The organism is Paenirhizobium cremeum, assembly GCF_047553425.1.
Classification (GTDB): Bacteria; Pseudomonadota; Alphaproteobacteria; order Rhizobiales; family Rhizobiaceae; genus Allorhizobium; species Allorhizobium cremeum.
The window spans coordinates 469,119-485,094 of record NZ_CP180217.1; the positions used below are offsets into that span (position 1 = coordinate 469,119).

The 15,976-nt window shown below is 62.0% G+C and carries 15 protein-coding genes; 11 read left to right on the forward strand and 4 right to left on the reverse strand.

Annotation, left to right across the window (positions count from 1 at the left end; genetic code table 11):
• Window position 1 precedes the first annotated feature (1 nt).
• A complete protein-coding gene (locus ACLBKR_RS02195; RefSeq protein ID WP_112828349.1) occupies window positions 2–745 on the forward strand; it encodes an RlmE family RNA methyltransferase in 744 nt (247 codons plus the stop codon).
• An 8-nt stretch (window positions 746–753) separates the two neighbouring features.
• A complete protein-coding gene (locus tag ACLBKR_RS02200) occupies window positions 754–1,137 on the forward strand; it encodes a VOC family protein (RefSeq protein WP_113339772.1) in 384 nt (127 codons plus the stop codon).
• A gap of 14 nt (window positions 1,138–1,151) precedes the next feature.
• Here ACLBKR_RS02200 and ACLBKR_RS02205 read toward each other — a convergent pair whose 3' ends face one another.
• The gene (locus tag ACLBKR_RS02205; RefSeq protein WP_113447970.1) at window positions 1,152–2,561 is read right to left on the reverse strand and encodes a DHA2 family efflux MFS transporter permease subunit; all 1,410 of its coding nucleotides are present in this window, start codon (window positions 2,559–2,561) and stop codon (window positions 1,152–1,154) included.
• A gap of 203 nt (window positions 2,562–2,764) precedes the next feature.
• On the opposite strand from ACLBKR_RS02205, the gene ACLBKR_RS02210 reads away from it, so the two are divergent.
• The gene (locus ACLBKR_RS02210) at window positions 2,765–3,742 is read left to right on the forward strand and encodes an MBL fold metallo-hydrolase (protein ID WP_113339773.1); all 978 of its coding nucleotides are present in this window, start codon (window positions 2,765–2,767) and stop codon (window positions 3,740–3,742) included.
• A gap of 63 nt (window positions 3,743–3,805) precedes the next feature.
• Here the strand turns inward: ACLBKR_RS02210 and ACLBKR_RS02215 are convergent, their stop codons facing one another.
• Window positions 3,806–4,117, reverse strand: coding sequence for a DUF1476 domain-containing protein (locus ACLBKR_RS02215; RefSeq protein ID WP_112828348.1), 312 nt, complete (start codon window positions 4,115–4,117; stop codon window positions 3,806–3,808).
• A 297-nt stretch (window positions 4,118–4,414) separates the two neighbouring features.
• Here ACLBKR_RS02215 and guaB point away from each other — a divergent pair, with 297 nt between their 5' ends.
• The 6 genes from guaB (at window position 4,415) to ACLBKR_RS02245 (ending at window position 10,723) form a co-directional block, all read left to right on the forward strand.
• Entirely contained in the window at window positions 4,415–5,905 is a 1,491-nt protein-coding gene (guaB, locus tag ACLBKR_RS02220; RefSeq protein WP_112828347.1) for an IMP dehydrogenase, read from the forward strand.
• A gap of 90 nt (window positions 5,906–5,995) precedes the next feature.
• Window positions 5,996–6,412 carry an MAPEG family protein gene (locus ACLBKR_RS02225; RefSeq protein WP_113339737.1) on the forward strand — a complete coding sequence of 139 codons (417 nt, stop codon included), beginning with the start codon at window positions 5,996–5,998 and terminating at the stop codon, window positions 6,410–6,412.
• Window positions 6,413–6,522: 110 nt separating this feature from the next.
• On the forward strand, window positions 6,523–7,398 hold the full coding sequence (locus ACLBKR_RS02230; protein ID WP_113447969.1) for a dienelactone hydrolase family protein: 876 nt from the start codon (window positions 6,523–6,525) through the stop codon (window positions 7,396–7,398).
• A gap of 198 nt (window positions 7,399–7,596) precedes the next feature.
• Window positions 7,597–8,622, forward strand: coding sequence for an alcohol dehydrogenase AdhP (gene adhP / locus ACLBKR_RS02235; protein WP_113339739.1), 1,026 nt, complete (start codon window positions 7,597–7,599; stop codon window positions 8,620–8,622).
• Between the two features lie 120 nt (window positions 8,623–8,742).
• Window positions 8,743–9,864, forward strand: a complete 1,122-nt coding sequence (locus tag ACLBKR_RS02240; protein ID WP_414900494.1) for a DUF3734 domain-containing protein — start codon at window positions 8,743–8,745, stop codon at window positions 9,862–9,864.
• A 76-nt stretch (window positions 9,865–9,940) separates the two neighbouring features.
• Window positions 9,941–10,723 carry a 3-hydroxybutyrate dehydrogenase gene (locus tag ACLBKR_RS02245; RefSeq protein ID WP_414900496.1) on the forward strand — a complete coding sequence of 261 codons (783 nt, stop codon included), beginning with the start codon at window positions 9,941–9,943 and terminating at the stop codon, window positions 10,721–10,723.
• Here ACLBKR_RS02245 and ACLBKR_RS02250 read toward each other — a convergent pair.
• Complete coding sequence (locus ACLBKR_RS02250; protein WP_112828341.1) at window positions 10,688–11,662, reverse strand: hydrogen peroxide-inducible genes activator; 975 nt, start codon at window positions 11,660–11,662, stop codon at window positions 10,688–10,690. The two genes, ACLBKR_RS02245 and ACLBKR_RS02250, sit on opposite strands and share 36 nt — an antisense overlap.
• Before the next feature lie 104 nt (window positions 11,663–11,766).
• On the opposite strand from ACLBKR_RS02250, the gene katG reads away from it, so the two are divergent.
• Both katG and ACLBKR_RS02260 read left to right on the forward strand, forming a co-directional pair.
• Window positions 11,767–13,941: a catalase/peroxidase HPI gene (gene katG, locus ACLBKR_RS02255; RefSeq protein ID WP_414900498.1), complete on the forward strand. Its 2,175-nt coding sequence runs from the start codon at window positions 11,767–11,769 to the stop codon at window positions 13,939–13,941.
• Between the two features lie 281 nt (window positions 13,942–14,222).
• On the forward strand, window positions 14,223–14,855 hold the full coding sequence (locus ACLBKR_RS02260) for a TetR family transcriptional regulator (protein WP_414900500.1): 633 nt from the start codon (window positions 14,223–14,225) through the stop codon (window positions 14,853–14,855).
• Window positions 14,856–14,897: 42 nt separating this feature from the next.
• On the opposite strand, the gene ACLBKR_RS02265 is transcribed toward ACLBKR_RS02260, so the two are convergent.
• Window positions 14,898–15,851, reverse strand: coding sequence for a LysR substrate-binding domain-containing protein (locus ACLBKR_RS02265; protein ID WP_112828338.1), 954 nt, complete (start codon window positions 15,849–15,851; stop codon window positions 14,898–14,900).
• Window positions 15,852–15,976 lie beyond the last annotated feature (125 nt).

The following is a 15,976-nucleotide window of genomic DNA, read 5'->3' on the forward strand; positions in this document are numbered from 1 at the left end:
AATGACGAAACCACCCGTGAGCGGCAACCGCACCGGCCGTAAGCTTGGCCAGAAGGTCAAGAAGGGCAAGCTCAAGGCTTCCTCCCGCCGCTGGCTCGAACGCCACATCAACGACCCCTATGTGCAGCGGGCAAAGCTCGAGGGTTACCGCGCGCGCGCGGCCTTCAAGCTTCTGGAGATCGACGAGAAATACCAGATCCTGAAGGGCGCGAAGCGGATCATCGACCTTGGCGCGGCGCCGGGAAGCTGGTCGCAGATCGCGGCCAACGTCACGGGGTCGACCGACGAGGACATTCGTGTCGCCGCGATCGATTTCCTGGAAATGGCGCCGCTGCCCGGCGTCAGGGTTCTTCAGCTCGACTTCCTCGACCCTGAGGCGCCGGCAAAGCTGATCGAGGCCGTCGGCGGCACGCCGGATCTGGTCATTTCCGATATGGCGGCGCCGACCACCGGGCATCAGAAGACGGATCACCTGCGCACCATGCATCTTTGCGAGGTTGCAGCGCATTTTGCCGTCGAGGTTCTCGCGGAAGGCGGCCATTTCCTGGCAAAGACCTTCCAGGGCGGCACGGAGAAGGAACTGCTCACCATGCTGAAGCAGAACTTCCGTCAGGTCGTTCATGTGAAGCCGGGCTCGTCGCGTGCCGAATCGGTGGAAATGTTCCTGCTGGCCAAGGGCTTCAAGGGTCGCCGTGCTGCCGAGCCGCAGGATGCGGGAGACGAGACGGCTGAAGCTGACGAATGAGCCATCGCATGCTGCTCTATGTGACGATCGGAACCAACGATCTTGCCCGCGCCATTCCCTTCTACGATGCCGCACTCGCACCGCTCGGCCTGAAGCGGCAGCGGACGGAGGAGGTGGAGGCCGGTTACGGGGCGGATGACGACGTGCGCTGCCGTCTCTGGGTGACAAAGCCTTTCGACGGAGAGCCGGCCACGCGTGGCAACGGCTCGATGGTCGCGCTGGAAGCGGAGAGCCGTGCGGCGGTCGATGCCTTTCACGCCGCGGCCCTCGCGAATGGCGGCACGGACGATGGCCCGCCGGGCCTTCGGCCCTTTCACGCAAATTTCTATGCAGCCTATGTGCGCGATCCCGACGGCAACAAGCTGTCCGCCGTCTGCGAACGGCCGCAATAGGCTGTCCTCAACCCTTATTTGACGGGTATGTCCTCGCCCACGTCTGCCGGCCGGCGATGGCCGGAAACGGCGGCGCCTGCGTCGCGCGCCAGGCCGATGAAGGGGATGACCGCCAGCAGCGAAAGTGCGGCGACGATGGTGAAGGCCAGATGGAAATCCGCGAGCGATAGTTCCCGGCCGTGAAGCGCGATATTGGCCTCCAGGATCGCCGCGGCGACGGCGACGCCCAGCGCAAGGCTGACCTGCTGCATCACCGAGCTCATTGACGTCGCCTGACTGGCCTGCTCGTCCTCGATATCGGCATAACCCAGCGAATTGACGCCGGTGAAGAAGAACGAGCGGCAGAAACCGGCGACGAGCAGGAAGCCCATGATGACGATGTGAGGCGTGGCCGGGGTGAAGAAGGCATTGGCCGCCGTCATCGCCGCGCCGCCCAGCGCAGCAACGATCAGCACGGTGCGAAAGCCCGCTGCGGCGAAGACGCGGCGCGCCATGAACTTGGTGGTGATCGCTCCGATCGCCCCGATGAAGGTGATGAGGCCGGACTGGAAAGGCGTCATGCCGAAGCCGAGCTGCAGCATAAGCGGCATCAGGAAGGGGATGGCTCCGGTCGCGATGCGGAAGATGGAGCCGCCGGTGATCGAGGCGCGGAAGGCCCTGTTGCGGAAGAGTTCGAGATCGAGGAGCGGAGTGCTGTGTTGCCTTGCATGGCGCACATAAAGGGTGCCGCTGATGAGCCCGATCGCAACTGCGCCGAAGCCGACCTGCAGCGGCAGCGCCGGCAGGCTGATAACTGACAGACCGAACACCACGCCAGAGGTGGCGAACGCCATGTAGAAAAACCCCTTGATGTCGATCGCAGGGGTCGATGTAGGCGGCACTTCGGGAAGGTAGATCGTGGAGAGCCACACGCCCAGAACGCCGATCGGCACGTTGATGAGAAAGATCCACTGCCAGCTGAAATAGGTGGTGATGAAACCGCCGATCGGCGGCCCGGTCAGGGGGCCGACAAGGGCGGGAATGGTCAGGAGCGCCATGGCGGAAACGAGTTCGCTGCGCTTGGTCGTGCGAAGCAGCACGAGACGCCCGACCGGCGTCATCATCGCGCCGCCCATACCCTGCAGGAAGCGGGCGCCGACGAAGGTGAGAAGCGACTGCGACATTGCGCAGAGGATGGAGCCGGCAATGAAGACGAGAATGGCCGCACGGAAGATCTTCTTCGCGCCGTAGCGGTCCGCCATCCATCCGCTGACGGGAATGAAGATCGCCAGCGCCACCATATAGGAGGTGAGCGCCAGCTTCAGCGTGATCGGGCCGACGCCGAGGTCGGTCGCAATCGCCGGCAGAGCCGTGGAGATCACCGTCGAATCCATCTGCTCCATGAACAGCGCAACGGCGAGAATGAGAGGGGTGATGCGGTTCATCAGGCGGGAATCCTGCACGGCTGGGAGATGGCCAGGCGATGCCCTTTTAACCGCAGTGGCGGCATCTGCCAATGGCATCGCGGCTCGACGGATCACGTCTGCGTGAAGGTGCTTCTCCCGGCAACGACATGGCCTATCTTGCCCGCCATGGCCGCCGTTGGGCGGTCGCCAACCGGTTGGAAGAGGAGAAGGCTATGACGGCAATGAATAGGCGCATGCTGCTTGGGAGTGCGGGTTTTGCCGCGCTGGCTGCCCCCATGGTCATGACCCGCGCGGCGCTCGCGCAGCAGGCCGATACGTCCATGGATATCAACCACGCCATGCCGCCGGAAACCCATCGTTTCAAGATGGGCGGTTTCGAACTTGTCGTCGTCAAGGACGGATCGCGGCCTTCGGCCAATCCCGGCGAAACCTTCGGCACAGACCAGCCGGTCGAGGCGGTCGGCGAACTGCTCGCCGACAACTTCCTGCCGACCGACCAGTTCGTCAACAGCTTCTCGCCCGTGCTGGTCAATACCGGCTCGGATATCATCCTGTTCGACACGGGCTTCGGGGAGGGCGCCCGCGCCCAGGGCGGCGGCCGCCTGATCGAGGGGTTGACGGCCGCAGGTTACAAGCGCGAGGACGTTTCCATCGTCGTGCTCACCCATATGCACGGCGACCATATCGGCGGTCTGATGGAAAGCGGCAAGCCGGCCTTCCCGAATGCGCGTTATGTTGCAGGGCGCGCGGAATACGATTTCTGGGTCGATCCGGGTCGGGCGGGAACCCCGGCGGAGAACGGGCACAAGGGCGTACTCGCCAATGTGAAGCCCCTGGCGGAGAAGATGACGTTCGTGGAAAGCGGAGCTTCTGTTGTTTCCGGCGTTACCGCCGAGGCCGCCTTCGGCCACACGCCGGGTCACATGATCTACCGGCTGGAATCGGAAGGTCGCCAGCTCATTCTGGCGGCCGACACCGCGAACCATTTCGTGCTGTCGCTCCAGCGTCCCGACTGGGAGGTGAAATTCGACATGGACAAGGCCGCGGCCGCCGCAACCCGCAAGCGTGTCTTCGACATGGCGGCGGCGGATCGTCTGCCGTTCCTGGGCTACCACATGCCTTTCCCGGCGGTCGGTTATGTCGAAAAGCTCGACATGGGTTACCGGTTCGTGCCGAAATCCTATCAGTTCGACATCTGAGCAGCGGCGACCGGCGCGCCGGTCGGCCGATCCGGCCGGCGTCTGGACAGATCTTGAGGAGCTTCAGCCCTTGTCGTGAAGCTCTTCCGCGGCCTGATGGAGCATTTCGAGCATCCGGCTCTGGATCTCGGTATCCTTCACCTCGACGCCTGCTGCCTCGAAGTCGCGGCGCAGGCGTTCCAGCAGGCGGTGCGGCTCGTTGACCTGGGTCAGAGCCAGTTCGCGAGCATAGGCTTCGCCATCCGGACGGCCCATGGCCTCAGCAGCCCACTTGCCGATCATGACGTTACGGCGGGCCTCCGCCTTGAACAGCATTTCCTGCTGGTGTGCATATTGGTCTTCGAATGCGCGTGCGCGTTGCTGCAGGTTGTTCATCGTGCTTACCCCTTTCCCCAGGCCCGTTCTTGAGCCTGTCCGGATAGTACGAGCGGACCTTTCAAGGTCGGTTTGGAAAATCGGTAAAATCTTTTGCAATGCACAAAATTACTCCTTCGCTACCGCCTTTGCGGTTTTGCAGGCATGCAATGCGCGCCCGGCCGAGGTTTTGCTATTCCCTTCCTGTCATGAACGTGTTACCAGCCCTCGCCAACTTCCAAGCATTTCATGCAGGAGCGTCCGGGGGAGAAACCCCTTTCCCGGAGGATTCTGCCTATTCAACCGAAGGAATTGGCAATGGCACGCATCGTAACCTCTGCAACCGGAGCGGAAGCGCTCACCTTCGACGATGTTCTCCTGCAGCCCGGACACTCCGAGGTCATGCCGGGGCAGACCAACATCGCAACCCGGATCGCGAAGGACATCGACCTTTCGCTGCCGATCCTTTCCTCCGCCATGGATACGGTCACCGAAAGCCGTCTCGCCATCGCCATGGCCCAGGCCGGCGGTCTCGGCGTCATCCACCGGAACCTGACACCGGTCGAGCAGGCCGAGGAAGTCCGGCAGGTCAAGAAGTTTGAAAGCGGCATGGTCGTCAATCCCGTGACGATCGGCCCCGACGCGACGCTCGCCGAGGCGCTGGCCTTGATGAAGGCTCACGGCATCTCCGGTATCCCGGTGGTGGAGAACGGTGGCCGTCCCGGCCGCCTCGTCGGCATCCTGACCAACCGTGACGTCCGCTTCGCCTCGGATCATTCCCAGAAGATCCATGAACTGATGACGAAGGAAAACCTCGTCACGGTGAGGGAGAATGTCCACCAGCAGGAAGCAAAGCGCCTTCTGCATGCCCACCGCATCGAAAAGCTGCTGGTGGTCGACAATGACGGCCGCTGCATCGGCCTCATCACCGTCAAGGATATCGAGAAGTCGCAGCTCAACCCGAATGCCGCCAAGGATATCCACGGCCGCCTGCGCGTCGCCGCCGCAATCTCGACCGGTGACGACGGCCGCGAACGTGCCGAGCGGCTGATCGAGGCCGGTGTCGACGTCATCGTCGTCGATACCGCGCATGGCCATTCGCAGAAGGTTCTGGACGCCGTGTCGGTCGTCAAGAAGATGTCGAATTCGGTCCGCATCATCGCCGGCAACGTGGCGACCGGCGAGGGCACCCGCGCGCTCATCGATGCCGGCGCCGATTGCATCAAGGTCGGCATCGGCCCGGGCTCGATCTGCACCACGCGCGTCGTCGCCGGCGTCGGCGTGCCGCAGCTCGCCGCCGTCATGGCCTCGGTCGAGGAAGCCGACAAGTACGGTATTCCGGTGATCGCCGATGGCGGTATCAAGTTCTCGGGCGACCTGGCGAAGGCGATTGCCGCCGGCGCATCGGCCGTCATGGTCGGCTCGCTGCTTGCTGGCACGGATGAAAGCCCGGGCGAGGTCTATCTCTACCAGGGGCGTTCCTTCAAGGCATACCGTGGCATGGGTTCTGTCGGCGCCATGGCGCGCGGCTCCGCCGATCGCTATTTCCAGGCCGAGGTGCGCGATACGCTGAAACTCGTTCCCGAGGGCATCGAGGGTCAGGTTCCCTACAAGGGTCCGGTATCGGCCGTGCTGCACCAGCTCGCAGGCGGTCTCAAGGCTGCGATGGGCTATGTCGGCGGTCACGACATCAAGGACTTCCAGCAGAAGGCGACCTTCGTGCGCATTTCCGGTGCGGGCCTGCGCGAAAGCCATCCGCATGGTGTGACTATCACCCGCGAAAGCCCCAACTATCCGGGCGCCGCCTGATCGCTTCTGCCAGATGGGCGGCCGGCCTTTTCCGGCCGCCCTTTTCTATTGAATGTTTTTTGTATTTTGCCGCGGACGGAGATGTCTTCGATGACAGGCTTCCAGATTTTCTGGCCCATTCTCGCCCAGGTCTTTCTTGTTTACGCTCTCTATGGATTGTTGCGCCTGCGCCGCCGGCGGCTTTTGCGCGAAGGCCGCATCGATGAGGAGACGATGCGCTGGGGCCGCAACGATCCGCCGGAAAGCCTGTCCGTAAGGAATTGCATCGCCAACCAGTTCGAGCTGCCGGTGCTTTTTTATCTCTGCTGCGTTCTTCTTTTCATCGCCGAGGCGGACAATCTGGCGTCCGTCGTGCTCTCCTGGATCTTCGTCGCCACGCGCTACGCCCATGCAGCCGTACATGTCACCAGCAATCGTATGGCGTTGCGTTTCCCGTTGTTCATGGCCGGTTTTCTTTCTCTCGGCGCAATGTGGGTCTGGCTCGCTGTCTGGATGGCGACCTCCTGAAAAGTGAACGGCGCTCACGCGCATGTGTCTTAGTCCGCTGCCAGAGGCTCCTATCATCGGTCGGGGCCGAAAGGCCGTATGGGCAATGAGACGAGGGAGGAGAAGATCCCATGAGCACTCCGAAAATTACCCAGGCGATGATCGCCGCCTATGACGAATACACCCATCTGACGCTCGACCGTCGCCGTTTCATGGAAAAGCTGACAATGCTTGCCGGCTCGGGTGCTGCGGCAGCGGCGATTGCGCCGATGCTAGCCGCCAGCAAGGCGAGCGCCGCCGTCATCGAGGAAAACGACGCTCGTCTCGACACTCAGGAGATCGCCTATCCCGGCGGTTCCGGCGAGATGAAGGGTTATCTGGCGGTGCCGAAGGACGCGGCAGGCAAGCTGCCTGCCGTCATCGTCATTCACGAAAACCGTGGCCTCAATCCACATATCCGTGACGTTACGCGCCGCATGGCGCTCGAAGGTTTCGTGGCGCTTGCCCCCGATTTCCTTTCGCCGCAGGGCGGTACGCCGGAAAACGAGGACCAGGCGCGCGAGATGTTTTCCAAACTCGACATGGCGGCCACCGTCGCAAATGGCGAAGCGACGCGCGCTTTTCTTGCCGGATATGAGAAGGCCAACGGTAAGGTGGGGGCAATCGGCTTCTGCTGGGGTGGCGGTCTCGTCAACCGATTGGCGGTCGCCTCGCCGGAACTCGGAGCAGGCGTCGCCTATTACGGCGCGCAGCCGCCGGCAGAGGACGTGCCGAAGATAAAGGCTCCCCTGCTCTTGCATTATGCCGGGCTGGACGAGCGTATCAATGCCGGCATCGACGCCTACAAGGCGGCGCTCGAGAAGGATGGCAAGACCTTTGAGCTGCATGTCTATGACGGGGTCAACCACGCCTTCAACAACGATACGTCGGCAGCCCGTTACGACAAGGCCGCAGCCGATCTCGCTTGGTCGCGCACTGTGGCGTTCCTCAAGAAATACCTCGCCTGAGGGTTGCGGTGCAGCATGTTTTGCCGCTCTCGGCTGTCGCAAATGTGCGACGCCGGCTTTGCGAATTTGGCCTTCGGCTTGATGCGAATCAAGAAATGCCTGGCAGCATTGGGCTAGCTTGCCCTCGACTTCGCGTGATCGTCACGGTCCGCGGGGTAGGGTGAGTTCAATCCAAAGTCATCTACCAGGGAGATAGACATGGCATCTGTGATGAAGGCCGCCGTGGTGCGGGAGTTCGGCAAGCCTCTGGTCATTGAGGAGATGGCCATTCCGGAGCCCGGTCCGGGGCAGATCCTCGTGAAATACGAAGCGACCGGCGTTTGCCACACCGATCTGCATGCCGCCAACGGCGACTGGCCGGTCAAGCCGAACCCGCCGTTCATTCCGGGCCATGAAGGCGTCGGCTACGTCGCCAAGCTGGGTGCCGGCGTGACCCGCATCAAGGAAGGCGACCGCATCGGCGTTCCGTGGCTTCATACCGCCTGCGGCTGCTGCACGCCCTGCCGTACCGGCTGGGAAACCCTTTGCGGCAGCCAGCAGAATACTGGCTATTCCGTCAACGGCACGTTTGCCCAGTACGGCCTCGCCGACCCGGATTTCGTCGGCCGCCTGCCGGATAATCTGGAATTTGGCCCGGCCGCTCCCGTCCTTTGCGCCGGTGTCACCGTCTACAAGGGCCTGAAGGAAACCGAAGTTCGCCCTGGCGAATGGGTGGTCATCTCCGGCATTGGCGGTCTCGGCCATATGGCCGTCCAATATGCCAAGGCGATGGGCATGCACGTCGTTGCCGCCGATATCTTCGATGACAAGCTGAAGCTCGCCAAAGATCTCGGCGCTGACGTCACGGTCAACGGCCGCGATGCCGACGCCATCGCGCAGGTGCAGAAGGTGACCGGCGGCGTGCACGGTGCGCTCGTCACCGCCGTCTCCCCCAAGGCGATGGAACAGGCCTATGGCTTCCTGCGCTCCAAGGGAACCATGGCGCTCGTCGGTCTGCCGCCGGGCTTTATCTCTCTGCCGGTTTTCGACACGGTGCTGAAGCGCATCACGGTCCGCGGCTCGATCGTCGGCACCCGTCAGGACCTCGAGGAATCCCTGGTCTTCGCCGGCGAAGGCAAGGTGAAGTCGCACTTCTCCTGGGACAAGATCGAAAACATCAACGACATCTTCCACCGCATGGAAGAGGGCAAGATCGACGGCCGCATCGTTCTCGATCTCAACTGAGTCACTGCGCGTACACCGAAACGTGAATGCAAGGGGCGGCTTGGGCCGCTCCTTGCTCTGGCGAGCCGTTCAGAACTTCCTATTTTATGGTGCAGTGCAATAATACAGTTGCAGGGCACCATGACGAATTCCAAGTGCGAACAGGTCTTTGTTTTTCAAGGTGGCGGTGCGCTGGGCGCCTACCAGGCGGGCGCCTACGAGGCGCTACACGAACATGACATCGACCCCGATTGGGTTGCCGGTATTTCGATCGGTGCCGTGAACGCCGCGCTGATCGCCGGAGCTCCAAAGGAACGCCGCGTTGAAAATCTCCGGACGTTCTGGGACAAGGTTTCGTCGAACCTGACCTTCGGGCTCGGCCATGACGGTGCCGATCTTCGCCGTATCTCCAACGAGATTTCGGTGATGGCCGGGGCGCTCACCGGCATACCCGGTTTCTTTTCGCCGCGCCTCTATACGCCATACCAGATCCTTTACAATCGCGACGCGGCCATCAGCTTCTACGACACGGAGCCCCTGCTCAAGACACTGGAGGAACTGGTCGACTTCGACCTTCTGAACAGTGGTCGGACCCGTATTAGTCTCGGCGCGGTCGAGGTCGTGTCAGGCAATTTCGCCTATTTCGACAATCGTCGCTACAGGCTGGATGCTCGACATGTTGCCGCTTCGGGCGCTTTGCCGCCGGGATTCGCACCGGTGGAGATCGATGGCCGTTACTATTGGGATGGCGGTCTCGTCTCCAACACGCCGCTGCAATATGTCCTCTCCATCAATGGCTCCGAGCGCAACATGGAGATCTTCCAAATCGACCTCTTCAGCGCCCGCGGGACCATGCCCAGGGATCACTTCGAGGCGGAGAGCCGTATCAAGGAGATCCGCTATTCCAGCCGGACGCGCCTGAATACCGACGACTTCGCCCGCAAGCAGGTCGTTCGCCGCGCCGCCAAGCGGCTTCTTGAAAAACTGCCGCCGGAATTTGCCGATGACGAGGATGCCAGACTTCTGAAGTCTATCGGCGTCGAATACGACGTGACGATCGTGCACCTCATCCACCGGCGGGCGGCCTCTGCCACGCACGCCATGGATGCCGAGTTTTCCCGGGCTTCGATCACCGAGCACTGGGCGGCAGGCTATGACGACGTCATGCACACACTCAATCACGATAAGTGGAAAAACCGCGGCCGCCCGCGCGACGGAATTCAGATTTTCGACCTTGCCCACGAGCGGCACGGAAAGAGCTGATACCACGCCTCGCCGTCCGGTATCGGCGCCCCGCAAGGACGCACGGCCTCGAGACCTGGCAATAAGGAGAACGACCATGAAGCTCAAGGGTAAAGTCTGCATCATCACCGGCTCGGCCAGCGGCATCGGCCATGCCATCGTCAAACGCTATGTGGAAGAGGGCGCGAAGGTCGTCATCGCCGATCTGAAGGAAGACCAGGCTCAGGCGGCGGCCGAGGCCCTAACATCGATCGGCCCGGGCGAAGCATTCGGCATCGCCATGGACGTCACGGACGAGGCGGCGGTCAATGCCGGCGTTGCGAAGACAGTTGCGAAGTGGGGACGGGTCGATGTCCTGGTGTCGAATGCCGGCATCCAGATCGTTCACAGAATTGAGGATTTCCCCTTCGCCGATTGGAAGAAGATGCTGTCGATCCATCTCGACGGAGCTTTCCTGACCACGAAAGCCTGCATCCCGCACATGAAGAGCCAGGGAGGTGGCGCCATCGTCTACATGGGGTCAGTGCATTCGCACGAGGCCTCGCCGCTGAAATCGGCCTATGTCACCGCCAAGCACGGATTGCTCGGGCTGGCGCGGGTGGTGGCCAAGGAAGGCGGTTCGTCCGGCATACGAGCCAACGTCATCTGCCCCGGTTTCGTGCGGACGCCGCTGGTCGACAAGCAGATCCCGGAACAGGCGAAGGAACTCGGCATTTCCGAGGACGACGTGATCCGGAAGGTGATGCTCGGCGAAACCGTGGATGGCGAATTCACCACGGTCGAGGACGTCGCCGAGGTCGCGCTGATGTTTGCCGGTTTCGAGACCAATGCGCTGACGGGGCAGTCACTCGTCGTCAGCCATGGCTGGTTCATGAACTGAGCCTGACGGGAGGCCGTCGGGCTCCTCGTGACCACGCCCACTCGCGCGGAGCTTGCCGCGGCTCGCAACGATGGCCGCGGCGAGTGCCTCCATATCTTGCCGGCGCGGGCTCGAGCGTCTCCAGACGAGGCCGATCTCGCGCGACGGGGCCGGGTCGGCGAAGGGAACGATGCGGATCGCGGTGCGCGCCGTTTCCGTATCGACGGCCATTTCCGGAATGAGCGTCATACCCATGTCGTGCGACACCATCTGCAGCAGGGTGGTCATCGATGTTGCGCCGAAGTTGACCAGGCTGCGCTTGTTTGCGGCCTTGCACACGGCAAGCGCCTGATCGCGCAGGCAGTGGCCTTCCTCCAGCAGCAGAAGCCGCTCCGGATTGACCTGCGTTTCCGTAAGGGGCGAGAGAAGCACGTCGCTCTCGTTATCGGCCATGGCCATGTAGAATCGGTCGGTGAAGAGCGGCTTGCCGACGACATTGTCGACCTCGATCGGCAGCGCCGCGATGATGGCGTCGAGCCGGCCCTCGGCGAGGTCTGCAACGAGCCGGTCGGTGACGGCTTCCTTCAGTTCCAGTTCGATGCGCGGATGCTCTCGCCTGAGGAATGGCACCAACTGTGGCACGAGATAGGGCGCGACCGTCGGGATGATGCCGAGCCGCAGCAATCCGTCGAGCGTGCCGGAACCGTATCGTGCGGCCTCTTCCAGCCTGTCGACGCTTGAAAGGATGGAACGCACGTGGGCGAGAATCTCCAGCCCCTTCTCCGTCAGCAGCGTATTGGCGCGGGTGCGCTCGATCAGCCTTACGCCGAGATGCTTTTCCATTTCCATGATTTGTGCCGATAGCGCCGGCTGGCTGACATGCACCATTTCGGCCGCCCGGCCGAAATGCAGGGTTGTGGCTAGGGCATCGAAATAGCGCATCTGTCGTATCGTCAGCATGATAGGAATATCCTATTGAAAATTCCAGAAAAGACAATTGGAGATTATCAATGTTTTCGCCGAATGTGGCCCCACAAGACGTTCACAGAAAACAGGAGGCCAGAATGAACGAGCATGTCAAACCCGCCGGCAAATGTCCGGTGATGCATGGCGGCAATACCGCCATGGGCAAATCCGTCATGGATTGGTGGCCGAACGCGCTAAACCTCGACATCCTGCATCAGCACGATACCAAGACCAATCCGCTCGGCCCGAGCTTCAACTATCGCGAGGAGCTGAAGAAGCTTGACGTCGAGGCGCTAAAGGCCGACCTTCGCGCGCTGATGCTGGACAGCCAGGAGTGGTGGCCGGCCGACTGGGGCTCCTATGTCGGCATGATGGCCCGCGTCACTTGGCACGCCGCCGGCTCCTACCGCATCACCGACGGTCGTGGCGGCGCCAACACTGGCAACCAGCGCTTCGCGCCGCTCAATTCTTGGCCGGACAATGTCAACACCGACAAGGGCCGCCGTCTGCTGTGGCCGATCAAGAAGAAATACGGCAACAAGATCTCCTGGGCAGACCTGATCGCGCTCGCCGGCACGATCGCTTATGACGTTGCCGGTCTGAAGACCTTCGGCTTCGCTTTCGGCCGCGAAGACATCTGGCACCCGGAAAAAGACACTTATTGGGGTGACGAAAAGGAATGGTTGGCACCGAGCGACGGCCGCTATGGCGATGTGACCAAGCCGGAAACATTGGCCAACCCGCTGGCCGCCGTGCAGATGGGCCTCATCTACGTCAATCCGGAAGGCGTCAACGGCAAGTCCGATCCGCTGGCGACCGCCGCGCAGATGCGCGAAACCTTCGCCCGCATGGGCATGAACGACGAGGAAACCGTGGCGCTCACCGCCGGCGGTCACACGATCGGCAAGTCCCATGGCAATGGTAGCGCCGCCAATCTGAGCCCCGATCCGGAAACTGCAGGACCGGAATTCCAGGGTCTCGGCTGGATGAACACCAAGGGCCGCGGCATCGGCCGCGATACCGTCGTCTCCGGCATCGAGGGCGCCTGGACCGCGGAGCCAACCAGGTGGGACAACGGCTACTTCGAGATGCTGTTCAAGCATGAATGGACGCTGACGCACAGCCCAGCCGGGGCCTCCCAGTGGGCGCCGATCACCATTGCCGAGGAGGACAAGCCGGTCGATGTCGAGGATCCCTCGATCCGCGTGATGCCGATGATGACCGATGCGGACATGGCGTTGAAGGTCGACCCGATCTATCGCGAGATTTCGCTGAGGTTCAAGGACGACTTCGCCGCTTTCTCGGATGCCTTCGCCCGCGCCTGGTTCAAGCTGACACATCGCGACGTCGGTCCGAAGTCACGCTATTTCGGCCCGGATGTCCCGGCCGAAGACCTGATCTGGCAAGACCCGATCCCGGCCGGCCGCACGGATTACGACGTCGTCGCGGTCAAGGCGAAGATCATCAACAGCGGCCTCACCGTCGGTGAGATGGTTGCCACCGCTTGGGACAGTGCCCGTACCTTCCGTGGTTCCGATAAACGCGGCGGCGCAAACGGTGCTCGCATTCGCCTCGCCCCGCAGAAGGGTTGGGAAGGCAACGAGCCCGAGCGTCTGGCAAAGGTGCTGGCGGTTCTTGAAGACATTGCAGCAGAGACCGGCGCGAGCATCGCCGACGTGATCGTGCTTGCCGGCAATGTCGGTGTCGAACTCTCGGCAAAGGCCGCCGGGTTCGATATCGAGGTCCCCTTCTCGCCGGGCCGTGGCGATGCCACGGCCGAGCAAACCGATGTGGACAGCTTCGCCGTGCTTGAGCCGCTCGCCGACGGTTTCCGTAACTGGCAGAAGCAGGACTATGTTGTCAGCCCAGAAGAAATGTTGCTCGATCGCGCCCAGTTGATGGGGCTCACTGCTCCGGAACTCACGGTTCTGATCGGCGGTCTGCGGGTGATCGGCGCCAATTATCGTGACTCGAAGCAAGGCGTGTTCACCGACCGCGTCGGCGCGCTCACCACCGACTTCTTCACGACGCTGACGGACATGGCCTATTCCTGGGTCCCGACCGGCAGCAACTCTTATGACATCCGCGACCGCAAGACCGGCGTGACCAAGTACACGGCCTCCCGCGTGGACCTCGTGCTCGGTTCGAACTCCATCCTGCGCGCCTATGCGGAAGTCTACGCCCAGGACGACAATAAGGAGAAGTTCGTGCGCGACTTCGTGGCGGCATGGACCAAGGTGATGAACGCGGATCGCTTCGATCTCGTCGGATAGCCACGGCTGTTCGAAAGGTGGCCGGCTTCTCCTGGGATGCCGGCCCCGCTGAAGGGCCTGTGGTCCGCGATATTCGGGACCGTTGCAGTGAATTTGCGACGGTCCCGGCTTGTTTTTCGGGCATGGTTAAAATGCCTTCTTTTCTTTTAGGGGAAAGCCGATACAACCGCCCTAGAGCATTCTTCGCCGTAAGGCTGAATTCAATTCAGGGCGATGCTCAGATGGTCCGGGAACAGTGCAGGCTGGACCGCACTGGCCGGAGGCGGGCCGGGACGAGGTAAATGACTTCAAGGAAGATCAGCAGCCGGCTTCAGCTACGCAAGAAGCCGCAGCAGGAGCGCAGCATTCAGCGTCTGGATGCGATCATGGAAGCGGCGGTGGATCTCATCGCCGAACACGGTGTCGCCAACCTCAAGATGACCGACATCGCCGCGCGCGCGGGTGTGCCGATCGGCTCCCTCTACCAGTTCTTTCCGGAGAAGGCTGCGATCATCAGGGCTTTCCACGACCGTCACACGACGATCGTGCAGAAGCGGACCTCCGAGGCATTTCCCGACGTGAGGTCGGTCGATCAGGCCATTGAAATGCTGTCGCAGCTCCTCGACGAATTCTATCGGATCTACCGTGCGGACAGGACCTATCTGCCCGTCTGGATGGCCGGCATGACCGACCGCGATTTCCAGGAGCTCAACATTGCCCATCTCGAGCGGCTGACCGAAATCATCTTCGGAGCCCTCAAGCATCTTGTCGCCCCGGAGCATCACGCGGTTTTCCGCAGGCGCCTTCACATGCAGCTTTACCTTAGCGGCGCGCTGGTACGCTTCGCGATGGTGCGCGATGAGGCAAGCGCCGAGGAATACATGGCCGAATGGAAATCCATGGGCGCCCGCACCCTTTTCGAGTTCGCGGCTTAGGGCCTGTCGCGCAAGGGAGCCGCCTGTTTTGCCGGTCCGGCCTCACCAGCCGGGGATCATGTGGCCGGCGCGCAGTCGCGGATAATAGCGCTGATAGGTTTTCACCTCGCCGTCCAGATCGTCTTCCACCGCATTCGGCGTGATGTTGTCGAGGCAGGCGGTGATGTGGTCGGTAATCGCATTCATCAGCGAGTTCGAAACGCCGGGCCGTTTCATGATGCCGATCTGGACCGGCGGCAGCGGCGGAAAGCCGTCCGCCTGCGTGAGCACCTTCATCCCGGTCCTGAGCGCGGATTCCGGCAGGATGGAAACGGCCATGCCGGCCAGCACTGCGGAAGCAACCACGGTCGATGACCAACTGGTGAACAGGATCTGGTATTCGCGTCCGTCGGCATCGAGCGCGGAACAGGCGAGTTGGCGCCACTGACAGTCGCGCCGTCCCACGGCAAGCGGCACCGGTGCATCGTCCTTCAGCGGATGGTTCGCCGAGGCGACCCAGCAAAGCGGCTCCGTCCGAACCACGTCGGATTGGCGCAGCAACGGGTTGTGGGTGACCAGCGCAATATCGAGTTCGCCCTTCGCCATCTTTTCCGAGAGGTCCGCCGAGGGTTCGCAGACGATGTAGAGTTCGACATTGGGATGGGTCTTGGCGAAACGGCCGATGATCTCGGGCATGTAGCGGTCGGCATAGTCGTCAGGCGTGCCGATACGAAGCGTTCCCTCCAGCCGGTTGTCGTCGAAGGCTGCGATCGCCTCGCTGTTCAGCCGGATGATCCGCCGGGCATAGTTCAAAAGCTTGTCGCCCTCCGCTGTCAGCCGGTTGCCGCGCCCGTCCTTGATGAAGAGCTGTTTGCCGATCCGCTCCTCCAGCCGTCGCATCTGCATCGAGACCGCCGATTGCGTCTTGAAGACCCGGCCCGCTGCCTTGGTGAAGCTGCCGGTGTCCACGATGGCTATGAAGGTTTGAAGCTGGTCGATATCGAGAGGTGCTGACATGGGGAAAATCCATCAGATCGTTTGATGATAACTATTAAAAACATTCGTTGGACTGATCAATAGCCTTTCGACATGCTCATCCTGCAAATCACTGCTTGTCGGAGACGGTTCTGAAGCCGCTCCAA